19 protein-coding genes and 1 tRNA gene are annotated in these 22,321 nt (G+C 57.7%); 7 read left to right on the top strand and 13 right to left on the bottom strand.

Going from position 1 to position 22,321, the window contains the following annotated elements; genetic code table 11:
* Nucleotides 1–20: 20 nt before the first annotated feature.
* The 4 genes from CA832_RS02370 to CA832_RS02355 are packed head-to-tail and all read right to left on the bottom strand — an operon-like array spanning nucleotide 21 to nucleotide 3,805.
* Nucleotides 21–890 (bottom strand): fructosamine kinase family protein, encoded by an 870-nt coding sequence (locus tag CA832_RS02370; RefSeq protein WP_088339953.1) that lies wholly within the window; start codon nucleotides 888–890, stop codon nucleotides 21–23.
* Nucleotides 891–1,832, bottom strand: a complete 942-nt coding sequence (locus CA832_RS02365; RefSeq protein ID WP_088339952.1) for an MBL fold metallo-hydrolase — start codon at nucleotides 1,830–1,832, stop codon at nucleotides 891–893.
* Nucleotides 1,813–3,441: a S41 family peptidase gene (locus tag CA832_RS02360; RefSeq protein WP_088339951.1), complete on the bottom strand. Its 1,629-nt coding sequence runs from the start codon at nucleotides 3,439–3,441 to the stop codon at nucleotides 1,813–1,815. Before CA832_RS02360 ends, CA832_RS02365 begins: the two co-directional genes overlap by 20 nt.
* Nucleotides 3,419–3,805, bottom strand: coding sequence for a ribonuclease P protein component (locus CA832_RS02355; RefSeq protein WP_088339950.1), 387 nt, complete (start codon nucleotides 3,803–3,805; stop codon nucleotides 3,419–3,421). The genes CA832_RS02360 and CA832_RS02355 overlap by 23 nt, the downstream gene beginning before the upstream one ends.
* A gap of 129 nt (nucleotides 3,806–3,934) precedes the next feature.
* Here CA832_RS02355 and CA832_RS02350 point away from each other — a divergent pair, with 129 nt between their 5' ends.
* Both CA832_RS02350 and CA832_RS02345 read left to right on the top strand, forming a co-directional pair.
* On the top strand, nucleotides 3,935–5,791 hold the full coding sequence (locus CA832_RS02350; protein ID WP_088339949.1) for a CBS domain-containing protein: 1,857 nt from the start codon (nucleotides 3,935–3,937) through the stop codon (nucleotides 5,789–5,791).
* Nucleotides 5,778–7,022 carry a succinylglutamate desuccinylase/aspartoacylase family protein gene (locus CA832_RS02345; protein ID WP_088339948.1) on the top strand — a complete coding sequence of 415 codons (1,245 nt, stop codon included), beginning with the start codon at nucleotides 5,778–5,780 and terminating at the stop codon, nucleotides 7,020–7,022. Before CA832_RS02350 ends, CA832_RS02345 begins: the two co-directional genes overlap by 14 nt.
* On the opposite strand, the gene CA832_RS02340 is transcribed toward CA832_RS02345, so the two are convergent.
* Genes CA832_RS02340 through CA832_RS02325 form a run of 4 tightly spaced genes read right to left on the bottom strand, consistent with a single transcriptional unit; the run spans nucleotide 7,019 to nucleotide 12,261 of the window.
* Complete coding sequence (locus CA832_RS02340) at nucleotides 7,019–8,866, bottom strand: M1 family metallopeptidase (protein ID WP_088339947.1); 1,848 nt, start codon at nucleotides 8,864–8,866, stop codon at nucleotides 7,019–7,021. The two genes, CA832_RS02345 and CA832_RS02340, sit on opposite strands and share 4 nt — an antisense overlap.
* Nucleotides 8,867–8,880: 14 nt before the next feature.
* On the bottom strand, nucleotides 8,881–10,518 hold the full coding sequence (locus CA832_RS02335) for a S8 family peptidase (RefSeq protein WP_088339946.1): 1,638 nt from the start codon (nucleotides 10,516–10,518) through the stop codon (nucleotides 8,881–8,883).
* Nucleotides 10,515–11,417 carry an SMP-30/gluconolactonase/LRE family protein gene (locus CA832_RS02330; protein ID WP_088339945.1) on the bottom strand — a complete coding sequence of 301 codons (903 nt, stop codon included), beginning with the start codon at nucleotides 11,415–11,417 and terminating at the stop codon, nucleotides 10,515–10,517. The genes CA832_RS02335 and CA832_RS02330 overlap by 4 nt, the downstream gene beginning before the upstream one ends.
* A complete protein-coding gene (locus CA832_RS02325) occupies nucleotides 11,401–12,261 on the bottom strand; it encodes an MBL fold metallo-hydrolase (protein WP_088339944.1) in 861 nt (286 codons plus the stop codon). Before CA832_RS02325 ends, CA832_RS02330 begins: the two co-directional genes overlap by 17 nt.
* 212 nt (nucleotides 12,262–12,473) lie before the next feature.
* Between CA832_RS02325 and CA832_RS02320 the strand changes: the two genes are divergently transcribed.
* Nucleotides 12,474–14,351, top strand: a complete 1,878-nt coding sequence (locus CA832_RS02320; RefSeq protein WP_088339943.1) for a cation:proton antiporter — start codon at nucleotides 12,474–12,476, stop codon at nucleotides 14,349–14,351.
* Here CA832_RS02320 and CA832_RS02315 read toward each other — a convergent pair.
* The 3 genes from CA832_RS02315 to CA832_RS02305 form a co-directional block, all read right to left on the bottom strand.
* Nucleotides 14,341–14,574, bottom strand: a complete 234-nt coding sequence (locus CA832_RS02315; protein WP_088339942.1) for a GTP-binding protein LepA — start codon at nucleotides 14,572–14,574, stop codon at nucleotides 14,341–14,343. The two genes, CA832_RS02320 and CA832_RS02315, sit on opposite strands and share 11 nt — an antisense overlap.
* An 80-nt stretch (nucleotides 14,575–14,654) precedes the next feature.
* Nucleotides 14,655–16,451 (bottom strand): translation elongation factor 4, encoded by a 1,797-nt coding sequence (lepA, locus tag CA832_RS02310; RefSeq protein ID WP_088339941.1) that lies wholly within the window; start codon nucleotides 16,449–16,451, stop codon nucleotides 14,655–14,657.
* 40 nt (nucleotides 16,452–16,491) lie between these two features.
* Complete coding sequence (locus CA832_RS02305) at nucleotides 16,492–17,598, bottom strand: TolB family protein (RefSeq protein WP_088339940.1); 1,107 nt, start codon at nucleotides 17,596–17,598, stop codon at nucleotides 16,492–16,494.
* Between the two features lie 37 nt (nucleotides 17,599–17,635).
* On the opposite strand from CA832_RS02305, the gene CA832_RS02300 reads away from it, so the two are divergent.
* Together CA832_RS02300 and dusB are read left to right on the top strand one after the other, a co-directional pair.
* Nucleotides 17,636–18,865 (top strand): M28 family peptidase, encoded by a 1,230-nt coding sequence (locus CA832_RS02300; RefSeq protein WP_088339939.1) that lies wholly within the window; start codon nucleotides 17,636–17,638, stop codon nucleotides 18,863–18,865.
* Nucleotides 18,866–18,903: 38 nt separating this feature from the next.
* Nucleotides 18,904–19,896, top strand: a complete 993-nt coding sequence (dusB, locus tag CA832_RS02295) for a tRNA dihydrouridine synthase DusB (RefSeq protein ID WP_088339938.1) — start codon at nucleotides 18,904–18,906, stop codon at nucleotides 19,894–19,896.
* On the opposite strand, the gene CA832_RS02290 is transcribed toward dusB, so the two are convergent.
* Both CA832_RS02290 and rbfA read right to left on the bottom strand, forming a co-directional pair.
* A complete protein-coding gene (locus CA832_RS02290) occupies nucleotides 19,893–21,101 on the bottom strand; it encodes an ABC transporter permease (protein ID WP_088339937.1) in 1,209 nt (402 codons plus the stop codon). The genes dusB and CA832_RS02290 overlap by 4 nt on opposite strands.
* Nucleotides 21,102–21,104: 3 nt before the next feature.
* Nucleotides 21,105–21,497, bottom strand: a complete 393-nt coding sequence (rbfA, locus tag CA832_RS02285; RefSeq protein ID WP_088339936.1) for a 30S ribosome-binding factor RbfA — start codon at nucleotides 21,495–21,497, stop codon at nucleotides 21,105–21,107.
* Between the two features lie 52 nt (nucleotides 21,498–21,549).
* Between rbfA and mce the strand changes: the two genes are divergently transcribed.
* Both mce and CA832_RS02275 read left to right on the top strand, forming a co-directional pair.
* Nucleotides 21,550–21,957 (top strand): methylmalonyl-CoA epimerase, encoded by a 408-nt coding sequence (mce, locus tag CA832_RS02280; protein WP_088339935.1) that lies wholly within the window; start codon nucleotides 21,550–21,552, stop codon nucleotides 21,955–21,957.
* 118 nt (nucleotides 21,958–22,075) lie between these two features.
* A tRNA-Ile gene (locus CA832_RS02275) sits at nucleotides 22,076–22,149 on the top strand.
* Nucleotides 22,150–22,321 lie beyond the last annotated feature (172 nt).

Below are 22,321 nucleotides of genomic sequence, written 5' to 3'. Positions count from 1 at the left end.
TAAATGTATGGATTTTGCCGCTACAGCCCGAAGAGCCGGCTTCCGATCTGGCGCACCCCCTCGCGGTAAGCGCCCCCAAAGAGGTTCAGATGGACCAAAAGGTAGTATAACTGATAGGCGGGCAAACGCTCTTCCAGGCCGGGTTGGGCCGGAAGGACCTCGTGGTAGCCCTGGTAGAAGTCCGGTGGAAACCCGCCAAAGAGCCTGGTCATGGCGAGGTCCACTTCCGAATGCCCGGCATAAACAGCGGGGTCAATCAGGACCGCATCCCCTTGTTCGGAAAACAGGAAATTACCAGCCCAGAGGTCACCGTGGAGCAGGGAAGGCCGCACCTCTGCCGTATGCCCTTCCAGCCAGCGGACAACATGCTCCGGCCCCGGAAGGTCGCCGGTGCCGAGGAGCCCTTGGGCAAGTGCACTGTGGTACTGGGGCATCAGCCGCTTGTGGGTATAGAACCGGGCCCAGTTTTGCTGCGGACCGTTCTCCTGGAGGAGGGGACCTATATACGTGTTCCGCTCCCATCCGAAGGCGGCGGCCTCTTCTGAATGCAGGGCGGCGAGTCTGCGGCCGAAATCCCTGAACTCCGCAGCACTTCCCTGGCGGGAAGGGATAAATTCCAGGAACAGGCCCCAGCCCCCCTCCAGGGGGTGCAGGCCTACTATTTCGGGTGTCCGGATGATTCCACTCCGCCCCAGGGCCAGTAGCCCGTCTTTCTCAGCTTCCAGGGCTTGCCTCGCATTAGTTCCCTCCAACACTTTCAGGAAACAGGTGCCTTTGGTCGTCTCAACCCGAAAGGCCTGCGCGATATCGCCCCCGCTTACCCTACGAATCGCTTTTACGGGGTACCCCAAAGCCTCGGCCACAGGGCCGTTTAGCTGCGCGGCATCCATTCAGAGGGAGAAAGTTTGACCCCGGCGCGCTACGTGGTACCCCGCCTGTTCTGTTTGGCGTGTTTCAGGGCTGGAGGCATCGAGCAGGGGGTTGGTGTGATTCATGTGGATAAAATAGACCTTTGCCTTTTCCCCGGGGGGCAGGTCCTGCAAAAGGGATTGGGTTTCGGTTACCAGGGGGTGGGGGATTTCGGAGATATCCCGGTAGCCCACTTCGACGGCATCGTAAAAGGTGGCGTCTAAAAATGCGTAGTCTACTTCGGCAAGGATGGCGGACAGGGATTCCCCCCACCGTTCCCATTTGTCGATATCCGGGATGAAGAGGGCGCTTTTGGAAGGGCCCCGTATCAGGAACCCCGCCGTTTCCGAATACTCGTCCCGGTGCGGCACGGCAATGGCCTCCACCTGGATATCCGGCCCAAGGGCAATGGGATTTTTCAGACCCAGGGGGCGCAGGGCGATATTTCCCAGGGAAACCAGCTGCCCCCACGGGCCGTTTTCCCGAAGGTAGCTTTCCATCCTGGGGAGCGCATATACCGGTACGCCCGGGGCATTAAGCGCCTCCCTTCCGAGGAACTGCAGGCCGGCGTAGTGGCCAATATGCGCATGGGTCAGAAAAATACCCGCGGGCAGGGGCGTCCCTGAGTATTCCCGTAAGTCACGCAGTTGGGCGCCTATGTCCGGGGTAGCTTCGAAAAGGTAGGTTTGCCCCTGGCCGTGGTCTACGAGCCCAAGGGAAACCACGCGGCGGTCGTCGGCCTTGGCCGGGGTAAGTCCGGCGCAACACTCACGGACACACCCAATATGGGGCGAGCCCCCGTCCTGCACGTTTCCGAGGACCACCAGGGATACCCCGGGGTCTTTTTGGGCCGAGAGCCCGAACCCGAGCAGTAAAGCAGTTAAAAGGGCGGAGAGGGTCCGCCTACTGTAGGATTTTGGCATATTGCTGGGGGTTTCCTAGCAGTTCCCGGGCGGTGAGGATGGCCGGGTCCCGGCTGAGCAGGGATTCATAGAGCCCTTCCCGGTAGTGGTATCGGGTAATGATTTCATCTTCCAGTTCCCTCGAAATTTCAGTGGAATAGGTCTGCAACGCCTCTGTTTTGCGCTTTTCGATTTGCAGGAGCAACTTGCGGAAATCCTGTTCTACAGCCTCGTTAAAGACAAGGGATTCCCGGGCTGTAAGGGCCTGGCGCAGGGCGGTTTCGGTCTTGGTTTCGAAATTGAAATCGCTCTGGCCTACAAAGGCCACAAAGTCGTTGTACTGTTCAGGACTCAGCTCGAAGGAGTCCGGATTTTCCAGGGTGTTGTTGTAGTAAAAACGGGTGGCGTAGTCGAAGACCACATGGTTGTCCACCAGGGCCCGGGTAAGGTCATTGGCCTGCATTTCCGCGATCTCGACATCCGGAACCACCCCGCCCCCGTCTGTGACCTTCCGGCCATTTCGGGTGCGGAATTCCTGGTAATCCGTATTTCGTACCGCCTTCCCGCTTTCGTCCCGGTTCCAGTAGTCCAGGGCCTGGATGCAGCGTCCGGAAGGGGTGTAGTAACGGCTTATGGTTACTTTGAGCTGGGTGCCATAGGTAAGCTTCAGGGGCCGTTGCACCAGGCCTTTACCGAAGCTGCGCGCGCCGATGACCACGGCCCGGTCCAGGTCCTGCAGGCTCCCGGAGACGATTTCGCTTGCCGAAGCGCTGCGGCCATTGACCAGGACTACGAGCGGGATTTCCGTGTCTTCGGCCTGGTTTCGGGTCTTGTAGGTTTGATTGAATTTCTTCACCTTGGATTTGGTGGTTACAATCAGCTCCCCTTTGGGAACAAACAGGTTGGTCACATTCACAGCTTCGCTCAACAGCCCGCCCGGGTTGTTGCGCAAATCCAGAATAATGCGCTCGGCTCCCTGCCCTTTCAAATCCTGAAGGGCTTCACGGGTCTGTGCCGAGGCCTTGGAGTTAAAGCGGGACAGCACGATATACCCAGTTTTGGCGTCGGCCATGCGGTAAAAGGGAACGGCGTCCACCTCAATCCCGGAGCGGGAGACCTCCGCAGTGCGCACCTCCCCCTGCCGGCGGTAGGTAACGGCAACCTTCGAATCCGAAGCTCCTTTGAGCAGCTCCACGGCGTCATCCCTGAAATCGGCCACATCCACATCCCCGATACGGATGATCTCATCGCCTGCTTTCAGGCCGGCCAGGTCCGCCGGATACCCCTTGTAGGGCTCTACAACCACCAGGCGGTCGTCGTAGGACCGCACCAGGGCGCCTATGCCGGAGTACTCCCCGGCGTTGCTGATTTTGTAAGCCTCCACATCCTGTTCATTGAGGAACACCGTGTAGGGGTCCAGCTCCGAAAGCATGTTTTTTATGGCAGTATCCATGAGGGCTGCCGGGTTGGTTTCATCCACGTAGTTCATGTTCAGCTCCTTGAACAGGGTGGTGAAAATCTCGATTTGTTTGGCAACCTCAAAAAAGTCGGTTTTAAAGGCAGTGGTCCCTGCAAAAATGAGGAGTGCGGCCACGGGCACCAGCACTCTAGTCTTCAACAGCTTCTTCATACGATTCAATTTTTCCCAGCACTTCCCGCATGCGCTTTTCAACAATCCGGGACTCGGGCAGCTCTTTTCCAAGGTATAAAAATACCAACGCATACTGTCCTTTCGTATTGTTAAAAAGCCGGCCCTTCTCCTTGCGGTACGCCTCCCGCATGATGCGTTTGATCCTGTTCCGGTCGGTGGCGTTCCTGAATTTCCGTTTCGGAACGGCAAAGCCGGCCTGGCAGCGTACCCCAGGGGGCATTTCCGCAGGGAGGAAGCTCAGTCTTAAGGGATAGGCCTTAACGGTTTTCCCCTCGAGGAATGCCGCCTCCCACAATGCTTTGTGGGTGAGCTTTTCAGATTTGGGGAAGCGCATGGAGTCCATGCCCAAAAATAGCAATATTTCCAGGGCACAAGCGGGTGATAATTATCATATTAAACCGTCTGGTGAGGATGTAAATTGCCCATTACGGGTCCGGTGGGTAACCGGTGCCACCTCTAAAACCGCAGTTACATGGGAACCATGGCAGTTAAACCGTTAGACGGGCAGGAGGAGCGCGAGCGCTATTTCCACCGCCTTCTGACGGATATTGCGGCCCTCGAGCAAATGCTGGAGCAAGGCCTTATTGACCGGAGCCAGATGCACATAGGGGCCGAACAGGAGTTCTGCCTGGTTACCGACCACTGGGAACCCTCCACCCAGGCCGTGGAAGTGCTCAAGGACATCGAGGACCCACATTTCACCTCCGAGCTTACCCGCTACAACCTTGAAGCCAACCTGGACCCCCTACCCCTTAAGGGGACCTGTTTCAGCCAGATGCACGAGCAACTCAACCGCCTGCTTAATTATGCCCAGTCGGTGGCGGAGAAACACCGGAACAACATTGTACTTACCGGGATTCTGCCCACTATAGGAACCCGCCACCTTTCCGACGACTATATGACCCCGGCCAACCGGTACAAGACCCTTAACAACGCCATCAAGAAGGTGCGGGAGGCAGATGTGGAAGTCAAGATTAAAGGGGTCGATGAGGTTAACCTGCACCACGATTCCATTATGTACGAGGGGTGCAACACCAGTTTCCAGGCCCATTTGCAGATAGACCCGGATACCTTTGCAGACACCTATAACTGGGCCCAGGCCATTTCGGGCCCTGTCCTGAGCATCAGCACCAATTCCCCCATGCTCATGGGGCGGGAGCTCTGGGAGGAGACCCGGATCGCCCTCTTTACCCAAAGTGTGGATACACGCCGCAGCACCTTCCTGCTCAACGAGCGGGAGCCGCGGGTGGGTTTTGGAACAGCATGGGCTTCGGGCACGGCCGCAGACTTTTTCAAAAAATCCATCGTGCGCTTCCGGAGCCTGATCTCCACGGATTTCGAAGACCAAAACAGTTTGGAGCAACTCCAGGCGGGGGAGACCCCCAAACTGGAAGCCCTGAACCTGCACAATGGGACGGTCTACCCATGGAACCGGCTCTGCTACGGACGCGGCAATGGGGTTCCCCACCTGCGTATTGAGAACCGATACCTGCCTTCAGGACCCACAACTTCAGACGAAATAGCCAACATGATGCTGTGGGTGGGCATTATGTACGGCCGGCCCAAAGCCTGGGAAGACATTGCCGGCAAGATGGATTTCAGGGATGCCAAAAAGAACTTTTTCAATGCGGCCCGCTACGGGATGGGGGCACAGTTCCACTGGGACGGTAAAATTGTTCCGGCCCGGGAGCTGTTACTCGACTTCTTCCTGCCCATGGCCTACCAGGGACTGGACCGGGCCGGGGTAGACCGGAAGGATGCCGAACGCTACCTGAAGGTTATTGAAAACCGCATCCGGAGCCACAACGGCTCGGAATGGATGGTACAGACCTACCGCCAACTGCGTCGCGACCTCAACGCCCCGGAGGCGCTCCGGAAACTCACCTGTTGCCTATTCGAGCGGGCTTTTAAGGGCTATCCCGTAGATGCCTGGAAAAACACCTGTCGCGGGCAATCCCCGGACCACCTGAAGGCCCCGCGGGTCTCCGACCTGATGAGCACGCGCATCGTCACGGCCCAGGAAGAGGACAGTGCGGCCCTGGTAGTGGCCATCATGAAATGGAACCACTTCCACCACCTGCCTGTTCTGGACACGCGAAACCGCCTCACCGGCCTGCTCAGTTGGGCCGATGTTTCCGAAATATCCGAGAAACCCGAAATCTATCACACCGGTATCCGGGACCTGATGCGGTCCGACCCGATTACCATCGGGAGGGACGCTTCTGCCGAAGAAGCCCGCAGCCTTATGCAAGCCCACGGGATCAGCTCGCTTCCGGTTTTGGAAGGAGACACCCTGGTGGGAATCCTCACGACGAATGACTTTACGTAGCGATACCGCAACGACTCCAAGCACAACCCGGGCCCCCGGCGCCCTGGACCGGCTCATAGGGCGCTTCCAATCCGGAAAACCCGGGCCCACCTTGGTATGTTTCGGCGGCATTCACGGGAATGAACCCGCCGGGGTACAAGCCCTTGAGGCTGTTTGTGAGTCCCTGGAAAAGCAGGACATGAAACCGGAACAGGGCACGTTTATCGCCCTGCGCGGCAACCTGCCGGGGCTCCTGCACAAGGTGCGCTACATCGACCAGGACCTGAACCGTATCTGGAGGAGGGACACCATGGAATGGATCCGCAGTAAGCCCGCTCCGGAGCGGAACCGCGAAGAGAATGAACTGGTGGAATTGTACGAATGGGTCTGGGAAATACTGGAGCAACACCAGCCCCCCTTCTATTTCATAGACCTGCACACCACCTCAAGCGAAACCCTCCCGTTTATTACCATTAACGATGCGGTGATCAACCGGAAGTTTTCCAGTCTGTTTCCCGTGCCGGTCATCCTCGGGATCGAAGAGTACCTGGAGGGCCCATTGCTGAGCTATATCAACGAATTGGGGTACGTCTCCCTGGGTTTTGAATCCGGCCAGCACGACGACCCGGAAGCCGTCCGCTGCGCAGAGGATTTCCTTTGGCTGTCCCTGGCATACAGCGGCCTGTGGCCCGAAGAAGCCTTTCCGGAGCTGGGGCAGCGCCTCATCCGCCTGCGGGAAGCGGCAGAAGGAGACCACCATTTCTACGAAGTCTTCCACCGCCATGGCCTGGAAGACGCCTCCGGCTTCCGCATGGTCCGGGGCTTTAAGAGTTTTCAGAAGGTAGACAAGGGCAAGCTCCTGGCCCACGACCAGGGCCAGCCGGTGTACATGCGGAAAAAGGGGATGCTTTTTATGCCGCTTTACCAGAAACAGGGCGAAGAGGGGTTCTTCCTCATCCGCAGGACGCCTTCCTGGGCCCTGAGGTTCTCCGCATGGCTCCGCCGGTTCCGCTTCCAGGATATCCTGGTAGCCCTTCCCGGGGTAAAATGGGCGTCAAAGGGCAGCGATACCCTCCTGGTGGATTTGCGCATCGCTCGCTTCTTCAGCAAGCCGATATTCCATCTCCTGGGCTTCCGCAGCCGCAGGAAAGACCGCACCCACCTGGTGCTGACCAACCGCGAGCGCGCGGCCCGCAACCCGGATTACCAGGGGCTGTTCTGGTTTGAGCGTAGGTCTACCCGCCCGGACTAATCCTGGGCCTGCCAGGAATTGTTTTCCAGGGCGATGTCTGCCATAAGGCCGGAGGGGTCTATCACCACCGCCTGGACCTGTTCCAGGGGCACATCCATCTCAAAGGTGTACGCAGGCTGGGCCCAGGGCCAGTCTTCCAGAACCGTCCGCGGGATTCCCGCATAGGGATTGGCTTTCTCCCCCCGCATCATCCTCAGGGGCATGTAGTAGCTTTGGCGGGTACCGTCCTTAAGCACAACCAGGACATCCACAGGCATGGGCATCAGCCCGATCCGCTCCAGGGAAACCTGGGTTTTACCCCCGGAATCGGCCACGCTTTTTACCGCGTAATCGATAGTGTTGGTGGTCTGGGCCCAGTCGGTCAGGTACCAGTGTAGCTGCATGCCGCTTACTTTCTCCGCTGTCCGGATGATGTCGTTGGGTACGGGGTGTTTAAACCGGAAATCCTGATAGTACCGGCGGATGGTCTTCATCAGGTCTTCCTGCCCGATGACATACCCCAGCTGAGCGAGGAAAACCGCGCCCTTACTGTAGGCAGAAATCCCGTAACCGGTGTTAAAGGCATACCGGTCTGCGTGGGTGGTGAGGGGTTGTTCCCGCCCGGACTGGGCCAGCCGCCTGTATCCGGTGTAGGAGCCCTGGAACGGGTTTTCCCGCTGGCGCTCCATGATGGCGTCCATACAGAGTGCGGAGATAAAGGAGGTGAACCCTTCATCCATCCATTCGTGTTTGGACTCGTTGGTAGCCAGCACGTGCTGGAACCAGGAGTGGGCCATTTCGTGGACCATAACCCCAACCAGGCTTTCAAAGGACCGTTCCCCGGTAATGAGGGTGCTCATGGCATACTCCATGCCGCCGTCTCCCCCCTGTACCACGGAGTATTGTTCATAGGGGTAGGGTCCGATATTGCGGTTGAAAAAGTCAAGTGCTGCAGCCGTTTTTTCCTGCAGGTTTTTCCAGTTTTCCAACAGCTCCGGCTTGTCCTTGTAATAGAAGTGCAGGGTTGTGCCCGAGGGGGTTTCCAGGGTGTCGTGCCGGTATTCCGGGTCTGCCGCCCACATAAAGTCGTGGACCTTTGGGGCCTTGAAATGCCAGGTCAGAGTCTGGCCCCTGGGGCGTTTGACCTCCGATCCCGGGGCCTCGTACCCGTGCCCGATTTCCTGGGGGTTCTGCAGGTATCCCGTGCCGCCCACCACGTAGTCTTTGTCTAGGGTGAGTTTCAATTCGAAATCGGCCCACACGCCGTGGAATTCGCGGGCAATGTAGGGGTCTGCGTGCCAGCCTTCAAAATCGTATTCCGCCATTTTCGGGTACCACTGGCTCATCGAAAGGGCTACCCCTTCCCGGTTGTTGCGGCCCGAACGGCGGATTTGCAGGGGCACCTGCCCCTGGAAGGCCATATCGAACTGGGTTTTTCCCCCGGGAAGGATGGGGGAGGCCAGGTCTACCACCAGGACCGTACCCTCGAGGGCATGGCGCACGGCCTTTCCGTCCTGGGTGAGGGAAGTGGCCCGGAGGAATCCTATTTCATCTTCATCCAGGTCGGCAATGCGGCTTTTGCCGTTTTCGGTCATCCGGCCGTCCGGGTCCTCAATGCTCTGCAGGCGGAGATCCATTTCGCTCCCCGGCTGGAAAGCGTTGAAGTACATATGGTAAAACACGCGGGTAAGGGTGTCCGGGGAATGGTTGGTGTAAACCAGCTTTTGGTTCCCGGAGTACCGAAACGTCTCCACATCCATGTCCACCTCCATGTAGTAGTCGGCGTGTTGTTGCCAGTAGGTGTTGTTCCCCTGGGAAACGGCCTGAAAGCCGGCCAGCAGGCAAATCAAGAATAGCTGTCGCATCTCAAAAACAGATTTTAAGGTTCGAGGGTTCCTTTATCCCATTTTTCGGCCATAATCAGGGCGTTGTACAGGTTGGCGATCCGTCCGGATTTCGAAACCTCGCTAAAGGCCTTGGTATTGTTGGCATCCCCGCCCAGGACCACGTTGGGCCTGACCGCAAGGCCAGACTGCAGGATGATTTTTTTCACCTGCGAAGCTGTCAGGGAAGGGTACAGGGACCGGACCATGGCTGCAACCCCGCTCACTGCCGGAGCTGCCATGGAGGTGCCGCCCTGCAATTTGTACTCGTTTCCGGGCATGGTGGAATAAATCTGCCCGCCGGGAGCAAAAATATCCACATTGGAAGTCCCGTAATTGGAGAAGGAAGAGACCATCCGGGAGCCGTAGGCGGCATCCAGGGAGCCAACCGTAATAACATTGTCGGCTATTTCAGGGCCAGTGCCTTTCTGGTCGTTGGGGAAATTGGGGTTTTCCGGCCGGTCCAGGTCCAGCCCGTCATTTCCTGCAGCATGGATGATAAGCACATCCTTTTCCGCAGCATACCGGATGGCATCGTAAACCCATTCGGCATTGGGCGAGAAGGACTTGCCAAAGCTGGCATTGATGATCTTTGCCCCGTTGTCTGCGGCATACCGGATGGCCAGGGCCACGTCTTTGTCGTACTCATCCCCGTCCGGCACCATCCGCACGCTCATGATCTGAACATTCTGGGCGACCCCATCCATCCCGACACCATTGCCCCTTACGGCAGCAATAATACCGGCTACGTGGGTGCCGTGGGATTCATCTTCAGCCCGGATTCGCGGATTCCCGTTTCCATAATCCGTATCCGTGAGGTCATAGGGGTTGTCCCCAACACTTTCCCTGCCATTGAACTCCAGGTTGAGGTGGTAGTTGAGCTGGTTGGTGAAATAGGTCACGCCTTCGGTCAGTTCTTCCAGGACCTCCGGGATGCTGTCTGCATAGGCATACATCTGCCCCAGGATCCCCACACTCTGTTGCAGCTGGGGGTCGGAGGTTTTGATGGCGCGGAGCTCTTCCTCCGTGTAGGTTTCCTTACCGAGGTGCGCTTTTACCGCAGCATCGGCATTGCGGACCGCCTGCAGGATTTGCTCGTACTGCTGTTTGTTGGAGGCCGCTTCGGCGGCATCCTTCTCCAGGTTTGCCCGGGCGCGTTGCTGCAGGCTCGCATCTCCCAGGCCCAGGCGCAGGATCCGGGCCATTTCCAGTTGTTCGTGGTAGGACTCGCCCAGGAAGTTATACCCGTGGATATCGTCCACAAACCCATTGCCATCGTCGTCCTTCCCATTGCCGGGCTTCTCCCCTTTATTGGTCCATAGCACAGCTTTCAGGTCTTCGTGTTCCAGGTCGATCCCGGAATCCAATACGGCTACGACTACGGTTTTCCCCTTGCGGTTGCCCACCACTTCCTTGTAGGCGCGGTCTACGCTCATGCCGGGGATGGTGTCCTGCCGCAGGTCGGCATGTTGCCAGCGCTGCTGTTCGGCCTCCGTGAGTTCCGTTATTTTCAGCGGGACGCTGTCGATGTTTTCAATGGGGGTGCTCACCAGCTGGGTGGCACCGCAGCCGCTCAGGACCAGGGATAGGGGCAGGCCCCAGAAGGCCGCCCTGCGAAAGGAATATGCTCTCATTTTGTCAGGTTAATATGGATAAAGGCCCCGGCGTGCGGGGCAGTAAAGGTTTCAAAACAACCGCGGTCCGCCAGGGTGACGTATACCGTCTTCCCGTCGGGCCCGCCAAAGGTAAGGTTACTAGGCTTTTTCCCCGTTAACGGGTATTCCCGCAGCAATTCCCCCTCGGGGCTCACTAAGGCTATAGTGCCCTTGTCGTATCGGGCAATGTAGATATTTCCTTCTATGTCGCAGCGCATGCCGTCCATCCCGAAATCGGGAAATTGGATGAGCAGCTCCCGCTTACCCAGGCGCCCGTCGGCCTGCACCCCATACCGCCAGACGCTGCGCTGCACCGATTCGTTTACATACAGGTACGTGCCATCCGGGCTCAGGGTAATCCCGTTGGTGGTCCCTATATCTGCCTCAAGCAGCTCCACCTGTCGCTCCGGGGTCACCCGCCAGAGGTTCCCGGTACTTTCGGCCCAGTTGGGGTCGCTGAGGTAGATCGTTCCATCGGCCCGGATACACAGGTCGTTGGGCTGGTTCATCCGGGCATCTTCGGCCCATACCTCCAGGGCTCCGCCCGATGCGGGTTTCCGGTACACCTTGTGGCCCATGTAATCCGCGATATACATATTCCCCCCGGCATCGAACTGTATACCGTTACCAATACTGCCTTCCGGGAGGCGGAGGTAGAGGGTGGCCTCTCCATCCGGGGATACGCGCCCAACAGTTCCTTCTTCGGCAAAATTGACGGCATAGATGTTGCCGTCGGCGTCTGTGGCCGGCCCTTCTATACCCGGGGTAAAGGTGCCTTCCGGGAGGAGGTCCCGGCTTTGTTGCGCCTCCCCGGCACAGCCCAGCACCAGAAGCAACCCGAGGGCAAGGGGGGTTACGGTATTATGAAAACCACTCATCGAATTCGAAACGTTCATCGAGCCGTACGCCTTTTTCGGTATGCTTCAGGGTACAGCAGGGGTTATGGGCATCGTGTTCCAAAAACAGCACAAAGTACTCGCTGGCCGCCCGGTTCAGGAAGGCCTCCTTCTCCCCCAGGGTCAGCAGGGGGCGGGTGTCGTACCCCATCACGTAGGGCAGCGGGATATGGCCAACGGTAGGCAGTAAATCTGCCATAAATACGACTGTTTTTCCTTTATAGCGGATATGCGGGATCATCTGCTTGTCGGTGTGTCCGTCTGCAAAGAGAATCCCGAAACCCAGGGGGGAATCCTCCTGGTAGGGTTTCCCCTCCCTCGGGACAAATCGCAGTTGTCCGCTTTCTTCCATGGGCAGGATGTTTTCTTTCAGGAAAGAGGCCTTCTCCCGGGCATTTGGGTTGGTGGCCCACTCCCAGTGCTCCTGGTTGGACCAGAAAACGGCATTCGGGAAGGCCGGTTCATAGCCGGTGCGGGCTGCATTCCACCGGATACTCCCCCCGCAATGGTCAAAGTGCAGGTGGGTGAGGAAGACGTCGGTAATGTCGTCCCGGTGGAACCCTGCCTGCCGCAGGGACTTATCCAGGGTGTGTTCGCCCCAGGGATAATAATAGCCGAAAAACTTTTCGCTTTGCTTGTCCCCCATCCCGGCATCGATCAGGATAAGCCGGTTGCCGTCTTCTATGAGCAGGGAGCGGGCCGCCAGGTCAATCATGTTGTTCGCATCGGCCGGGTTGGTCCGGGACCACAGGCTTTTGGGAACGACGCCGAACATGGCTCCGCCGTCCAGCTTGAAGTTTCCGGTCTCGATGGGGTAAAGCGTCATGGATTGAATTAGCCGCATGCAAATTACGAATTGTCCGGACGACCCGGGAGCCGATTAACAAAGTTTTTGGTGGAGGCGCCTTAAAACCGGGCCGCCTTTCCTGCTTTCCGGCCCGTTTCCTGGCAAAAGGGGCAAACTAAGGGCGGTTGCAGGGTGCCCGATCCGGTCATTTGTTTATTTTTGGGAACTATGCCCTTTGAAAAGCAGCGGCTATGTTAGAACTGGCGGGAATCATAATACTTGGCATCTTTGCCCAATGGCTGGCCTGGAGGCTCAAACTCCCGGCCATCCTGCCGCTCATCCTGATCGGGCTGCTGGTAGGCCCGGTATCGACCCTTTATACCGAAGACGGGACCAAACTCATAGAGCCTATCTGGAACGGGAGCAAAGGCTTGTTTCCCGGGGAGGGCCTGTATTATTTTGTTTCCCTGGCTATTAGCATTATCCTCTTTGAAGGCGGCCTCACCCTGAAGCGTTCCGAGGTCTCGAATGTGGGCCCTGCCATTACCAAGCTTATCACGCTGGGCACGGTGGTTACGTTTTTCTGTGCCGGGGTGGCAGCCCATTTTATCTTCGGGCTCAGCTGGCAGATGTCTTTCCTGTTCAGCGCGCTGATCATCGTTACCGGCCCCACGGTTATAACCCCCATCCTCCGCAATATCCCCCTGAAAAAGGATGTCTCTGCCATCCTGAAATGGGAGGGCATCCTGATTGACCCCATCGGCGCCCTGGTGGCGGTACTGGTTTTTGAATTCATCAGTGTTGGGGAAGGCCAGGCCTACACCAAAACGGCGCTCATCGAATTCGGGAAGATCCTGCTTTTCGGCTTTACCTTCGGCTTCACCTTTGCGCACGGGCTCGCCTTTGCCATAAAGAAGAACCTGATCCCCCATTACCTGCTCAACGTGGTGTCGCTTTCGGTGGTTCTGCTGGTTTTTGTAGAATCGGACCTCTTTGCCCACGAATCCGGCCTGCTGGCAGTGGTGGTCATGGGCCTGGTGATGGGTAACATGGACCTGCCAAACATTAAGGAGCTGCTGTATTTCAAGGAGTCCCTCAGCGTCCTGCTTATCTCCATCCTCTTTATTTTGCTCGCCGCCAACATCAACCTGGAGGATATGCAGCTGATGTATACCTGGCAGACGGCCCTGCTGTTCGGGATTATTGTCTTCATCATCAGGCCTATAGGGGTGTTTCTCAGTACCTATGGCTCGGACCTGAAGCGCAATGAGAAACTGTTTATCAGCTGGGTGGGCCCCCGCGGGATTGTTGCCGCGGGGATTGCCTCCCTGTTCGGCTCCAAACTCCTGGCGCGCGGGGAGCCGGGGGCGGAGTACATCACCCCCCTGGTCTTCACCATTGTGCTGGGAACGGTCCTGCTCAACGCCACCACGGCCCGGCCCTTTGCACGGATGGTGGGCGTATTCCTCAAGAAGTCGGAGGGCATCCTGATTATAGGCGCCTCCAAAGCTTCCCGCCTCATTGCCCAGTACCTGCAACGTAACGACCGCCATGTGGTGGTGATAGACAACAACCCCACCAATATCGAAAAGGCCAAAAGCCTGGGCCTGGAGGCCTTCACGGCCAACATCTTTTCCGATACCCTTACGGATAACCTGGAACTGACCGATGTGGGCTACCTCATCGCTATGACCCCCAATGCGGACATCAACAAGTACGCCATCGATAAGTTCAGGGACCAGTTCGGGGAAAACGGGTCGTTCCGGATTGTGGACCCGGACGAGGTGGGGGACGAGGAATCCAGGGAAAGACACGAACTGTTTTCCCAGAAAGACGATTTTGTGACCCTTATGGAAGCCGTCCGGAAGAATCCCGCCATCCACGAAATAGAAGTTCGCGACTCCAGCCAGCTCAACGCTTTCCTCAGGCGCATAGATGGGCAGGAGTTCAGCTGCCCCCTCTTTATCAAGGACCCGGAAGGGGAGTTGCACATCATCCCCTCTTATATGCGCACCAATGGCGTTATCGAAGAAGGCTTCAAACTGGTGTATATGGGGGAGGAACTGGACGCCAAACAGGGGTCCGGCCAGGTGGTAACCCTTTACGGAAAACCAGGAGCTAGCCTTTAAAGGCTTCGGCCCGGTGCACGGTCACGACAATATCCTTCTCTTCCAATGGGTAACCCGACCCGGCAAGCAGCCTGAAAAAAGGGATGGCAGCCTCCCGGCGGATCTTCTCGGCCAGGAGCTCAGGGTCTACCCCTCCGCTTTCCTGATGCCAGATAAAGATGGAATTCTGAACCACCTGGACAATGCGGTGGCGGGCGGTAAAATGGGCAATATGGGGCGTCATGTGAAGGCCGGGGGTTAGGCCTCAAAAGTAAGAAAAACCTGCCAGCCCCACCTGTTAAAATCCCACAGAAAAGCCCGGATCTAGTCGTTCAGTTTCAGCACCGCCATAAAGGCCTGCTGGGGGATTTCCACATTGCCCACCTGGCGCATGCGTTTTTTCCCTTTTTTCTGTTTTTCCAACAGTTTCCGTTTTCGGGAAATATCTCCCCCGTAACACTTGGCCGTCACATCCTTGCGGAGGGCCTTGATGGTCTCCCGGGATATGATCTTGGCGCCGATAGCCGCCTGGATGGGGATATCGAATTGCTGGCGCGGGATGAGCTCCTTAAGCTTCTCGCACATTTTCTTCCCGATGTGCTGGGCGTTGTCGAAGTGCACCAGGGCGGAGAGGGCATCCACCATTTGTCCGTTGAGCAGGATATCTACCCGTACCAGTTTGGAGGTGCGCATGCCAATGGGGCTGTAGTCGAAGGAGGCGTAACCGCGGGAAACGGTTTTGAGTCGGTCGTAGAAGTCGAAGACGATCTCCGCCAGGGGCATGTCGAAACTCAGTTCTACCCGGTCCTGCGTCAGGTAGGTCTGGTTGGTAATCTGCCCGCGTTTGTCAATGCACAAAGACATGACGTTGCCTACGTAATCGGCCTTGGTAATGATCGTAGCTTTTATGTAGGGCTCCTCCACCCGGCTCAGGGTGGAAGGGTCCGGCAGGTCCGAGGGGTTGTTGACCACCACCGGGGTCTCCGGGTCCTTGGCGGTATAGGCCAGGTAGCTCACGTTGGGGACGGTGGTAATGACCGTCATATCGAACTCCCGCTCCAGGCGCTCCTGTATGATCTCCATGTGGAGCATCCCCAGGAAGCCGCACCGGAACCCGAAGCCGAGGGCGGCGCTGCTTTCGGCGGTAAAGACCAGGGAAGCGTCGTTGAGCTGGAGTTTTTCCATGGAGGAGCGCAATTCCTCAAAGTCCTCGGTGTCTACCGGGTAGATCCCCGCGAAAACCATTGGCTTGACGTCCTCGAAGCCCGCAATGGCCTCCTGGGTGGGGTTCTGGGCATCGGTAATGGTGTCCCCCACCTTCACCTCCCGCGCATCCTTGATGCCCGTGATGAGGTAGCCTACGTCCCCCGTTCCGATTTCGTTTTTGGGCTGTTGCCGCAGTTTCAGGGTGCCCACCTCGTCGGCATAGTATTTCCGGCCTGTGGCCACGAATTTAATATGCTGCCCTTTGCGGATTTTTCCATTGATGACCCGGAAATAGGTCTCCACCCCTCGAAAAGGGTTATAGACGGAGTCGAAGACCAGTGCCTGCAGCGGAGCCTCCGGGTTGCCCTTGGGGGCGGGGATGCGATCAATGATGGCCGCCAGGATGATATCTACCCCCAGGCCGGTCTTGGCGCTGGCCGGGATAACCTCTTCGGGTTTGCAGCCCAACAGGTCTACGATGTCGTCCGTTACTTCCTCGGGGTTGGCACTGGGCAGGTCTACCTTGTTGAGCACCGGGATGATCTCCAGGTCGTTCTCCAGGGCCAGGTAGAGGTTGGAGATGGTCTGGGCCTGGATGCTCTGGGCGGCGTCCACCACCAGCAGCGCCCCTTCGCAGGCCGCGATGGACCGGGACACCTCGTAGCTGAAATCCACGTGGCCCGGGGTGTCGATCAGGTTCAGGATATAGGTTTCCCCCTGATAGACATACTCCATCTGGATAGCGTGGCTCTTGATGGTAATGCCGCGCTCGCGCTCCAGGTCCATGCTATCCAGGAGCTGGTCCTGCTTCTCGCGTTCGGTTACCGAACCGGTATGGTCCAGCAGCCTGTCGGCCAGGGTACTCTTCCCGTGGTCGATGTGGGCGATGATGCAGAAGTTCCGGATATGCTTCATGGTGCGATTAAATTGGGCGCAAAGATACGCGATATGCGTATCAATCCTGCCACTCGGCTATAAACAAATTCGTGTCGCGAGTGCCGCCATTGTTGCGGTTGCTGGAAAAGATCAGGTGCTTGCCGTCGTTGGAGAACACCGGGAAGGCGTCAAATGTCTTCCCGTGGGTCACCCGCTGCAGCCCGGTCCCGTCCGTATTGATCATGTACAGGTTGAAGGGGAAGCCGCCGTCTGCCTCAAAATTACTGGCAAACAGCACCCTGTCCCCGTCCGGGTGGAAAAAGGGGCACCAGTTGGCGTTGCCCAGGAAGGTGAGCTGGCGCAGGTCCGACCCGTCGGCATTGCAGATAAACAGCTCCATATTGGTGGGTTGTACCAGGCCATCTGCCAGCAGGTTTTTGTATTCCTCAATTTCGGCTTCGGTTTTCGGGCGGGACGCACGGAAGATGATCTGGCTGCCGTCCGGGGAGAAGAAGGCACCCCCGTCATAGCCGAGTTCGTCCGTAATCTGCGTTACCCCGGAGCCGTCCAGGTTCATGGTGTAGAGCTCCAGGTCTCCGCTGCGGTCTGAGGTAAACACGATTTTGTCACCTTTCGGCGAAACCGTGGCCTCGGCGTCGTAGCCCGGCTCGTCTGTGAGCTGGGCGGTGATGTTCCCTTCGAGGTCTGCCACAAAAATGTCGAAGGAATCGTAAACCGGCCACACGTATTTCCCGTTCATGCGCAGGGGCACTTCGGGGCAGAGGCTGTCCCGCAGGTGGGTGGAGGCATACAGCACATGCTCGTTATCCGGAAGGAAATACCCGCAGGTGGTGCGCCCCAGGCCGGTACTGGCCATGGGGGGCATGTGGTCCTGGAAGGTCTCGTTTACCCCCATGATAAACATCTGGTCGCATTCCAGCCCCCATTTGGCATAGTTGGATTGAAAAATGAGTTTGCTGTCGTCAAAGCTCCAGTATGCTTCGGCATTGTCCCCCCCAAAGGTGACCTGCCGGATGGATTTGAAATGGGTTTCCCCGGGGTAGATCAGGGTATCCGAACTCATGGCCATGGGGTTATCGCCTGCAACGGCAGGTTCGGTGCCCTTGGGCTCCTGTTTGCAACTGGCCAGGACAACAAGGGCCAGCAAAAGGACTGAGATTCTCATAGGTTGTGTAATTTTGAACAAAAATAGAAGGAAAGCCATGAAGTATTATAATCTTTTTGCGGGAATTCTGCTGCTGGCAGCGGCCTGTAAGATCGAAGCGCCCCGGGAGGTAACCCTTCAGGAGGACGTTCGTATCCTCGCTTCCGATTCGTTGATGGGGCGTGAAACCGGCACCGAGGGCGCCCTTATGGCGGCGGAATACCTGGAGGGCCGGTTTAAAGCCCTCGGCCTTGTCCCGGCCGGGGCAGACCAGACCTACCGGCAGTCCTTTACCTTCCAGCCCCGCAAGGACCCGCATGCCGAAGTCGCTTTCGGAGCCACGGGAGACAGCAGTATCGCCGGGGTCAATATCGTGGGCCTCCTCGACAATGGCGGTGCCCGTACCGTGGTGATTGGTGCCCATTACGACCACCTCGGGATGGGGGGCGAAGGCTCCCTCCACCGGGGCGAACCAGCCATCCACAACGGGGCCGACGACAATGCCAGCGGGGTTGCGGTCCTGCTGCAGCTGGCCCAGCGCCTGTCGGCTTGGCCCGAGGCCCGGGACAACTACCTTTTTATTTCGTTCTCCGGGGAGGAGATGGGCCTGTTGGGCTCCAACTACTTCGCCAAGAACCCGACCCTGGGCCTGGACCAGGTGCCCTATATGCTCAACTTCGATATGGTGGGCCGCCTCCGCCAGGACAGCACGCTCTCCATAAGCGGCACCGGCACCAGCCCTATCTGGAACCAGGTCCTGAACTCCCAGAACCCCGGGTTTAATCTCGTGCTGAAGGAGTCCGGGGTGGGCCCTTCCGACCACACTTCATTTTACCTCCAGGATATCCCGGTACTGCATTTTTTCACCGGGCAGCACGAGGACTACCACCGCCCTTCGGATGATGCCGAAACGCTTAACTACCAGGGCATGGAGCAGATAACCGATTACCTTTTTAACGTGGTCCGGGCCATGGAAGCCCAGCAGGAGGTAGCCTTCCGCAAAACCAAAAACGAGAGCGAGGAGGTGCCCCGGTTTAAAGTGGCCCTGGGTGTTGTGCCGGATTACCTCTTCGGCGGGGAGGGCATGCGCATAGATGGGGTGAGCGAAGACAAAGCGGCTCAGAAGGCCGGCCTGCAGAAAGGGGATATCGTCATCCAGCTGGGCGACAGCACCGTTACCGACATGATGAGCTACATGAGGGCCCTTTCGGCCTTTGCTCCGGGCGATTCCACCACCGTGGTGGTCAAACGGGGAGCCGAAACGGTGCGCACTGCGGTTTCCTTTTGATTTTATACTTTTGCCCTCCAAACCCTAACACCCTGTAAATGGTTAAGATAGGTGCCGTTGAATTGCCGGATTTCCCTTTGCTCCTGGCGCCCATGGAGGATGTCAGCGACCCGCCATTCCGAACCTTGTGCAAGGAACAGGGGGCAGACCTGATGTACACGGAGTTCATCTCCTCGGAGGGCCTGATCCGCGATGCGGCCAAGAGCGTGATCAAGCTGGACATTTATGAAAAGGAGCGCCCCATCGGGATACAGATCTTCGGGGCCGAAATGGACTCTATGCTACAGGCCATCGATATTGTCACGGCCACGGGTCCGGACATCATCGACATCAACTTTGGCTGCCCGGTCAAGAAAGTGGTCTGCAAGAACGCCGGGGCCGGCATCCTCAGGGACATCCCCCTGATGGTAAAGCTCACCGAGGCCATGGTGAAAAGGACCCACCTGCCGGTCACCGTTAAGACCCGCCTGGGCTGGGACCACAATTCCATCCGGATCGTGGAGGTGGCCGAACGCCTGCAGGATGTGGGCATCCAGGCAATCTCCATCCACGGGCGCACCCGGGTGCAGATGTATAAGGGCCATGCAGACTGGAAGCCCATCGCGGAGGTGAAAAACAACCCCAGGATGCACATCCCGGTCTTTGGCAATGGCGATGTGGACACCCCGGAGGCAGCCGTCCGCATGCGGGACGCGTATGGCCTGGACGGGGCCATGATTGGCAGGGCATCCATTGGGTATCCCTGGTTTTTCCGGGAGGTGAAACACTTTATTGCGACAGGGGAGCACCTGCCTCCACCGGACATGGCTACCCGGGTGGAAGCAGCACGCCGCCACCTGCAAATGGCCATCGACTGGAAGGGGGAGAAGCTCGGGGTCCTGGAAACCCGTCGCCACTACAGCAACTACTTCAAGGGAATCCCCAACTTTAAACCGTACCGGAGCAAAATGGTGACCAGCGACGAGGCTTCGGAAGTCTTTGCCGCCATGGACGAGGCCCTGGAGGCTTTTGCCGACTATGCCTTTGCTTAAAGGTCCAGGCGTTTTTTGCTGATGCGGTTGCTGGCAATCCTGGAGGCAATCACCCCGAGGACAAAGATGGTCACCAGCACCAACAGGACATTGCCCCACCTGAATTCTACCGGATACGCCAGGGAAGGCGTTATTTTCAACCACCCGAATGCGAGTTGGGAGGCGATAAGCCCGCCGCCGATGAGCACCCCAATGGCCCCGCCCGACGCGGTAACCAGCAGCCCCTGCAGGAAGTAGATCCGCCGCAGCTGCTCTACGGTAAGCCCAAGGGCGTAAAGGGTGCGGATGTGCAGCTGCTTGTCCAGGATCATCATGATTATGGCCCCTACCACATTGAAGAGGGCAATGATCAGCACCAGGGTGAAAATCAGGTAGGTAGCCAGGTTTTCGGTATTGAGCATCCGGTACAGGGTCTGGTTGAGTTCCCTGCGGTTGCGCAGCAGCGCCTGCTCCCCGAGGATCTCCCCTAGGGCCGCCCGCACGGTTTTTTCGTCTGCGCCCTCCTGCAGCCTGAAACTGATGCCGCTAACCCGGGTACTGTCCCGCTCCAGCATGGCCTGTACCAGGGGGAGGCTGGCAAAGACGTATTTTTTGTCGAGGTTTTCTTCGATCTGGTATACCCCGCTAAGCACCGCAGGCAGCTGGTTGTAGGGCGTGTCCCCAAGGCCCTGGGGGGAGAGGCCCCCATCCCCGGGTTTCGGCGCGAGGACCATCAGGGGGCTGCGGTAGTTCTGTACGGAGAGGTTCAGTTGGTTGGCAATGGCGATTCCGGCCACTGCCTGTTGGTTGTCCAGGTCCCATAAGCCTATGTAGATGGTGCTGTCTATGCCCGTGGTCTGGTTGTAGGTCCCATCCACCCCTTTAATGTAAGCAATCATGCTCTTCTGCTGGTGGGTCAGGTATACCCGCTCCTCGAGTTCCCGAGAAAAGGAGGCCAACCCCGGGACTTCTTTGAGTTGCTCCAGGGTCTCCCCTGTTACGGAAAAAGTTTTCCCCGCCGCGGCAACGGCCTTTAAATCCGGGTCGAAGGTATTGCTGAAGGTCAGGCTGAAAGACTTCAGGCCGGCAAAGCCCGAGAGCACAATAAAGAGCGCCGCGGCCCCGATGACCGTTACGGCAAAGGTGACGGCGTTAATGATATTGACAGCGTTGTGGCTGCTTTTGGACCGGATATACCTGCGGGCGATGTAGAGCGCGACATTCAACCCTCAGGACTTTTTGCGGCGCACCAGCAGGTCGCGGTTTTCAATGGGGTTTTCCCCGCCTTTCAGTGATTTTTCGATCTGTTCGATGTATTCCAGGGAGTCGTCCAGGAAAAAGGCCAGTTCGGGTACCCGGCGCAGCTGGTGGCGGGTGCGGCGCGCCAGCTCGTGGCGGATCTGCGGGCCGGCAGCCATAATCCCGTTAAGCAGGGGCATAGCCTCCTTTACCGGAAAAACGCTTACATAAACCCGCGCGATGGACAGGTCTGTAGTGACGTAGACTTTGGTAACGGACAGGATGACCCCGCCCATGCCGCTGTCGGTTACCGCGCGTTGGAGGATGTCTGCCAGGTCCTGCTGGATTATCCCGGCAATTTTTCGTTGTCGTTGGGTTTCCACGCCCCAAAAATACGCACAAAAGGCGTACTTTCGTCAGGAGAAGCCTAGAGCCATGCGGAAAATCGAACACCTCGGAATCGCGGTACGGGACCTGGAGGCCTCCAATGCCCTGTTTGAAAAGCTGTTGGGTACCCCTGCCTACAAGATGGAAGAAGTGGCCTCGGAAGGGGTCAGGACCTCCTTTTTCAAGAGCGGCCCCAACAAGATTGAGTTGCTGGAAGCCACAAACCCGGACAGCCCCATCGCCAAGTACCTGGAGCGGAAAGGGGAGGGCATCCACCACATCGCCTTCGACGTGGAAGACATCCATGCCGAGATGGCCCGGCTGAAAGCAGAGGGGTTTATCCTGCTCAACGAAACCCCCAAACGCGGGGCAGACAACAAACTTGTGGCCTTCCTCCACCCGAAGAGCTCGGGCGGCGTGCTGGTGGAACTCTGCCAGGAAGCCCCCGCAGAATAGCATCCAGGCAGTTGCAGCGCTAGCAAAATAGTGCTAATTTTGCCTGCTCCAAAACCCACATCCGCTACTTGGAATTTGGATTTTGGAATTTTAACATTGATTCGCTTCAGCGAATCCGGGTCCTATAGCTCAGTTGGTTAGAGCATCTGACTCATAATCAGAGGGTCCCTGGTTCGAGCCCAGGTGGGACCACATCAAGCGCAAAACCCCGCACAAACGTGCGGGGTTTTTTTGTGCTGGGAAGAAAACGAAGCTTGCTTCTTTTTTCTGACAGGCGCAAAAAAACTCGGTTCGCGACAGCGAAGCGGAGGTTTTGCATTTGCAGGAGCGGTGACTCTCTGGTCGGTGCGCCGCATGGCGCGCC

The sequence above is a fragment of the Robiginitalea sediminis genome (genome assembly GCF_002198115.1).
Classification (GTDB): Bacteria; Bacteroidota; Bacteroidia; order Flavobacteriales; family Flavobacteriaceae; genus Robiginitalea; species Robiginitalea sediminis.
This window is presented reverse-complemented; position numbering and strand designations above follow the sequence as displayed.